The following is a 2,388-nucleotide window of genomic DNA, read 5'->3' as shown; positions in this document are numbered from 1 at the left end:
TGGCGAGCGTTCGGTCTCGATGGCCTGCATGCATTGCACGGACCCGCCCTGCGCGGCGGTCTGTCCGGTGAACTGCAATCTTCCCGACCGAGGACGGAATCGTCCTGCACAACAAGGATCAGTGCATCGGCTGCGGCTATTGCTTCTACGCCTGCCCGTTCGGTGCGCCGCAATATCCGCAGGTCGGCAATTTCGGCTCCCGCGGCAAGATGGACAAATGCACCTATTGCGCCGGCGGCGGCGGACCGGAGGCACCGGGCAGCGCGGCGGAATTCGCCAAATACGGCTCGAATCGGTTCGGCGAGGGCAAATTGCCGATGTGCGCGGAGATGTGCTCGACCAAGTCGCTGCTCGCGGGCGACGGTGACATCATCGCGCAGATCTACGGCGAGCGGGTGCGCAAGCGCGGCTACGGTTCCGGCGCCTGGGGCTGGACCACGGCCTATCACGACGACGTCGTGGTCTGAGCGGACAGGCTCATGCGGGCCCGCGATGGGCGCGGGATGAGAGCAGGGTAACGGTCATGACGTTTTTCGCACGCTTTCGTCTGGCGACCTTCGTCTTGGCGCTGCTTGCGATGTCAGCGGCGGCGCCCGCCTTCGCACAGAAGGTCGGTCCCGACGGTGCGCCCAATCCAACCGCAAGCGTCACCAGCGAGCGCGACCTGCTAAGACAGCTCCCCCGCGTTGAAGGGCGCCTCGACATTCCCGATACAAAGGCCGGCGTGTTGATCCAGCCCGAGGGACGTACGTGGGATTATATCCACGAAGTACGGCTGCGTTGGGGCGGCGCCATCGTGATCCTCGGCACGATCCTGGTCTTGGGCGCCGCCTATCTGATCATCGGACGGATCCGGATTTCGGCCGGCCGATCGGGGCGGAAGGTGCTTCGCTTCAGAGCCTTAGAACGGTTTTCGCATTGGCTGACGGCGGTGTCTTTTGTCGTTCTTGGCCTAACCGGTCTTAATATCACCTTCGGCAAGGTGCTGCTTTTGCCGGTCGTCGGCCCGGAAGCGTTCTCGAGCATATCGCAAGCGGCAAAGTACGTGCACAACTTCACCAGGGCCGCATTCGTGGTGGGTCTCGTCCTGATCACGGTGATCTTTTTCAGGGACAATCTTCTGAAAAAAGTTGACATCGACTGGGTCAGGCAAGGCGGCGGCTTCATCAAGTTGAAACACGCGCCAGCCGGACGCTTTAATCTGGGCGAGAAGCTTGTCTATTGGCTATCCCTTGTGGCCGGCGTCGCGGTCTCGGTATCGGGGTTTCTCTTGCTGTTCCCGTTTTACGGAACTGATATCGCCCAGATGCAGCTCGCGGAGGTAGTACACACGCTCGTGGCCATCCTGTTCATCGCCTTGATCCTCGGCCACATCTATATCGGCACGGTCGGGATGGAGGGCGCATTCGAGGCCATGGGCACCGGAGAGGTCGATCTCAACTGGGCCAAAGAGCATCACGACATTTGGCTTGCCGAACAGCTTAAGAAGGAGCGCGGACCAGGACAACCTTCAGTGACGCCTGCTGAATAAGCGACATCGTTCGCCTATTCATCTGTGCGGAGCTGTCACGGCGGGCTCACCGAATTGGATGCCAGTGTCTGACGCGGGTGACTACCCTGCTGCATGCGACGGCCTCCAGGGGCACGATTCCGCGCGGTTCATGCATCATCGATCTGCTCGGGGTGTGCCGGTTGAGCCAAATTTTGCCGGCGAGACTACCAGGGTGGCGGACCTGGACCGCCGTATTATCGCGCGCGCAAAGTATGATTTGATGTCGTCGGGTGTTACGCCCGCCGTGACATACTCGGGCTGACGGTCGATACCAAGCCAAGAAATGCAGTCTCGTTTTGTGGCCCGCGCAAGAATGAAGCGGGGGCAAGGCGACGTTGAATGGAGATGCGAAGCCCACCGAAAGAGAACGGCGATGTTTGGATCAACGGACATCGATGCCAATATCAAAAAGCGCGATAGTGATGAGTTATGTGGCTTCCGCAACCGCCGTTACACGCAGACGAATGCCCACGACGGCTCAGCTATGCCAAGGCGCATTACGGATCCGAGTGCAGGCGGTTGGCCGGTGAAATGTGGGGTCGTGTTCTTGGATGTAGTCGAAATTGACTGTCCCAAACGTCGTCTGAGGCTTCTTCAAGGCCGAGCAAGTCTGTAACTGAAGCATTTCGTTTTTAAAATTACCGCGTGGAAATGCGGCGATCACCTGGTCGCGTTGCTCTGGCGTGTACTCATCATATCCAATCCCGACGACGTCCACCAAGACACCCGCGTTTGTGAGACCGATTTCGGGCCGCATGTATTGTGAGCGTCATCCGGCGACCACGCACTGAGGGCTGATCTGGTCGGCTAGGAAGATCTCGTGGATTGTTTCGTCA

At 59.5% G+C, this 2,388-nt stretch carries 1 protein-coding gene and 1 pseudogene; both read left to right on the top strand.

What is annotated here, in order from left to right; all coding sequences use genetic code 11:
* Positions 1–467: pseudogene (locus AAFX91_RS40825) on the top strand (4Fe-4S dicluster domain-containing protein); the annotation flags it as partial.
* A 56-nt stretch (positions 468–523) separates the two neighbouring features.
* On the top strand, positions 524–1,531 hold the full coding sequence (locus AAFX91_RS40820; RefSeq protein WP_394570256.1) for a formate dehydrogenase subunit gamma: 1,008 nt from the start codon (positions 524–526) through the stop codon (positions 1,529–1,531).
* The last annotated feature ends 857 nt before the right edge of the window (positions 1,532–2,388 follow it).

Source organism: Bradyrhizobium sp. 31Argb, from assembly GCF_043638955.1.
Lineage (GTDB): Bacteria > Pseudomonadota > Alphaproteobacteria > Rhizobiales > Xanthobacteraceae > Bradyrhizobium.
This window is presented reverse-complemented; position numbering and strand designations above follow the sequence as displayed.